3 protein-coding genes are annotated in these 4,255 nt (G+C 32.5%); all 3 read right to left on the reverse strand.

What is annotated here, in order from left to right:
* Positions 1-233, reverse strand: a 233-nt coding sequence (locus C8J95_RS18485) for a beta-eliminating lyase-related protein (protein WP_255412892.1), incomplete at its 3' end; no start/stop codon positions are given.
* Positions 234-1,372: 1,139 nt separating this feature from the next.
* Positions 1,373-2,026, reverse strand: a complete 654-nt coding sequence (locus C8J95_RS18490) for a response regulator transcription factor (RefSeq protein ID WP_107810185.1) — start codon at positions 2,024-2,026, stop codon at positions 1,373-1,375.
* On the reverse strand, positions 2,004-3,758 hold the full coding sequence (locus C8J95_RS18495; protein ID WP_255412893.1) for a HAMP domain-containing sensor histidine kinase: 1,755 nt from the start codon (positions 3,756-3,758) through the stop codon (positions 2,004-2,006). The genes C8J95_RS18490 and C8J95_RS18495 overlap by 23 nt, the downstream gene beginning before the upstream one ends.
* Positions 3,759-4,255: the final 497 nt, after the last annotated feature.

Below are 4,255 nucleotides of genomic sequence, written 5' to 3' on the forward strand. Positions count from 1 at the left end.
CCGGGCTGTGTATGTACTTTTATTCCCAATTGGTTAGTCATTGTACCTGTAGGGCAGAAAAGAGCAGCTTCCATTCCGAACATTGCAGCTACTTTTTTTTCCAATTCATTAACCGTAGGATCTTCACCATATACATCATCTCCTAAGGCAGCATTGGCCATCACTTCTTTCATCTCTTTTGTTGGAAGTGTGAGGGTGTCACTTCTTAAATCTATTCTGCTTAGATTAATCATTTTGTGTATTTTTTTTATTATAAGTCTAAATTTATAGTATTACATTTTTAAATCCAAATACTTTTTATTGCTTATGAGTTTATTTAGAATGTGTTACAGTAAAACTTTAACTTTAAAATAAAATGATAGAGACTTTTAACAAAATTTTAGTGCTATCTCATAACTGAAATTTTTAATGGATAGTGACCGATTTATATTTGTGAAAAGCTGATTGTGGATAAATTATATTAAATGAAAAAAGAGACCATCTAAAAGACAGTCTCGATTTTTGTAGAAATCTCCTTCTTCTTAATAAATAACCCTAAAAGACCAATCTCTCTGTTTATATATTGTGATTGTGTTTTATAAACCAGTTGTTTCGAGAAAATTGGTCGAAGGTCATATGGACACTTCTGTAATTAATTTCATCATTTGTGTTTTTTATAACTATAGTTTAGTTTAGTATTTGCATAGTCATAAAATATTTACCAGGAATTAAAAAGCCTCCTACCGCATTTTTAATTTTGTGTTTTTGTTTGGTAAATTTTGCTTCTACAAAGTAACAACATCCGGAAGGAAGATACCTAATAAAAGACATCGATAGATATCGATAAAGACATAGATATATATCGGTTATTTATTAATAAGAGAAGTATATGATGAGCTTCTTATAAAAGGAGCTTGGAGTATTACGAATCTCTTTACCTTTGATTTACGTGTCTTTAGTTTACTGAAGCGTTAATAAAAAAAGACTGTCTAAAAGACAGTCTCAATTTTTTGTGGAAATCTCCTTCTTCTTAATAAATAACCTTAAAAGATCAATCTCTCTGTTTATATATTGTGTTTGTGTTTTTATAAATCAGTTGTTGTGAGAAAATTGATCGAAGATCATATGGATACTTCTGTAATAAATTTCATCATTTGTGCTTTTTATAACTATAGTTTAGTATTTGCATAGCCATAAAATATTTACCGGAATTAAAAAGCTTCCTACCGCATTTTTAATTTGTGTTTCGATTGGTAAATTTTGCTTCTACAAAGTAACAACATCCGGAAGGAAGGTGCCTAATGAAAAGCATCGATATATATCGATAAGAGTGTAGATATATATCGATGATTAATCGATGTTCAACAGAAGTGAATGAGTAATTCCTGGAATTCTATATTTTGTGATGGATTTTGATAAGCTCTATAAGCTCAACAAGATTCTCTATTTTTAGCTTATCGAAGATATTTTTCTTGATTGTACTTACTGTATTCTGCTTTATATCCAGCTGATTTGCAATTTCCAGATTTCCATATCCTTCTGCATACATTTCTGCAATCTGTAGCTCTCTCTTAGTAAGGCCGCTAAGAGGGTTGATTGAATTAGGATTGTTAGCATATTGTACCAAAAGGTTACGGGACGTTTCAGAGATATATTCGCCTTTGTGAACAATGCTCTGGATAGCTTGTTCTACTTCTTCCTCTTCGCTTAATTTGCTAAGGTAGCCATTAGCTCCTGCATGTATAAATTTGATGGCATGCAGATTTTCTTCAAGACCGGAGAAGATGAGAATCCTAAGGTTGGGATATGAACTTTTTAGTTGCGGTAGTATATGCAGGCTGTTTCCGTCTGGGAAATGTGCATCAACGATCAGAATATCCACATTTTTTGATTCTATCAGTTCCTCGATCTGGTATAAAGATGAGGTATGATAAACGGTAGCTTCAGGAATACATTCATGAATTACAATTTCAATTCCGTGTCGTACAATACTATGATCATCTGCCAAAAGGAATGTTATTTCTTTATGCTCTGTTTGTAATTCCATTAGTATCGATATTTAAATTTATACTGAACGTTACCTGTGTTCCTTTACGGAGTTCACTAGCAACTGATATTTCACCATTAAATAATTCTACAATCTCTTTGCATAAATTCAAACCTAGTCCGGCTCCAAGATTATCAATTTCGTCAGAAACCATGCCCTGATAATAAGGTTCAAAGATCTTTTTAAGATCAGTTTCCGAGATTCCGGAACCTGTATCACTTACGACTGTCGTAAGCATAATCTTATCCGAACCTGACATTTCGGTAGTAAGGCTAAGGTCTATCTGCCCGTTTTCTGTAAATTTATTGGCGTTCCCCAGAATATTCATCAATAACTGGTTGATTTTTATATTATCTGAATGTACAACAATATCTGCAGGTATTTGATCATTTAGAACAAACCTGTTGTTTCTGGTTTCTATATATGGTGTGATAGCCGTCGCAATAGCATTAATTTCATCTTTAAGATTGAAGGTTGTATTGACTAGTTTCTGGCCGGCATCCTGATTTTTTGTATACTCCAGAATCTGATTGGATTGTATAAGCAAAGAACTGTTGGTAAACTTTATAGAATTAAGGTAGCCCTTTATAGCTTCGTCTTTTGTCGTTCTGGTAATTTTATCAATGAATATATTGATGATTTTTAGCGGCGACCTTAGTTCGTGGCTCAGCATACCCAGTATTCTGTTTTTGAAGCCGAGATTTTTTTTGTTTAACTCATTGGCTTCATTAAGTTTCATTTCGTATATAAATGCGATTCTTGTGAAATACATAATCAGGATGGATACAATAAACATAAGTACCATTAATCCCAGTACCAGATAAGTTCTTGTTTTACTATTCCTGGAGCTTTGCTCGTTATATTCTTTTTCTAATTCGGACTTGAAACCTTTAATCGCATTTTCATAAACATCAATAAGTCCATTGCTGTACACTAGCAATTTGTTGAAGTTACTATAAAACCGAAGATTGTCCCGCTGGCTTTTAGCTGCAGATAACTGTACTTTTTTTATCTGATCCGAATAATGCTTGTTTATAGATTTTATGGCATTATTCATTTCAGTTTTTACATTAGAAATATCTATTGTTTTATGTTTACTCTTGTCCTTACTGTTATTTGTCACAGTAACAATAGTACTTTCTTTTTCTTTCTCCTTTTGGACATCAACTTTCCCGGTTATAGCATCTTTAAGACGCCCGAAAAAGCCTTTCTTTTTAATCGTATCAGTAGTCGTTGTCGTAGTATGGGTCTGGGTCTGTACATCCAGATTATCGAAATTACTTTTATACTTCTCCGGCTCATAATATTGATCCTCAATTCTTGCAGGATGCTTTAGGGAAGACAGGTATACAGAATCCATTAATACTTTCAGGTCTATCAGCTTTGGAGTATCCTTTTTTTGCTGGGCAATGCTATTTTTAAGTCCGGGACTTAAACTTTCATATTCACCTATTTTATCAAAATTACCTTTCAGTTTCTTTAGAGATTCGAAATAGAGCTTTAGATCTTTGTCGTCCTGACTGACCATATATTTCTGAAGATAGTTCTGTGCTTCTGTGAAGTTCTTTCTTGAGTTTTCAGTCAGTCCTCCCAGTGCTTTGCTATCTTTTAGCTGGCTTTCGATAAACTTTAGCTTCTTTTCGTTGGTAAATTCATTGTAAAAGAAGACTGCTATAATAACCTGTATCAGTAAGATACATAGTATTAATGAGTAATGAACAATTTTCCTCAATTTAAAATTTAAGAATTTATATTTCATATCTATTGGTCAACTAAATTAACTGCCTGATTACTTAAATCCGTTTGGGCTTTGTTTTTAAACAATATAATATTTTTCCCGGAAATATCGTAATTGATGCATATCATTCAATAGGCAAAGTTAATGTAATTTCTGTTTTTCTGTAATAGTAAATGTCTGATAAAATGCAGGGCTTACAATATATGACCCTAAATTTACGGGATTTTATGCTAAGAAATATTTCTGAATGTAATTACGGAGCCCAAAAGACTGTAATATATAAAGCAAAAAGCCCTGTTTCATGAACAAGACTTTCTCTGTTTTACAGATCTGAATTATATCTGATTAAATATTACTTTTTTCCTGTTAACCACTGATTTTGTAATTTTTGCTCATCGGGAGTAGGATTAGCTTTATACTGTAATTTTTCATTTACAAGTTTATCAATGATAGCTTTTCCTTTAAGGTCAATTTTTTCTTTCTTATCTCCG

The sequence above is a fragment of the Elizabethkingia sp. YR214 genome, from assembly GCF_003058195.1.
Lineage (GTDB): Bacteria > Bacteroidota > Bacteroidia > Flavobacteriales > Weeksellaceae > Elizabethkingia.

What these genes read in the sequence shown, in the direction of transcription:
- C8J95_RS18490 (WP_107810185.1), bottom strand. Translation starts at nt 2,026, where the DNA reads ATGGAATTACAAACAGAGCATAAAGAAATAACATTCCTTTTGGCAGAT.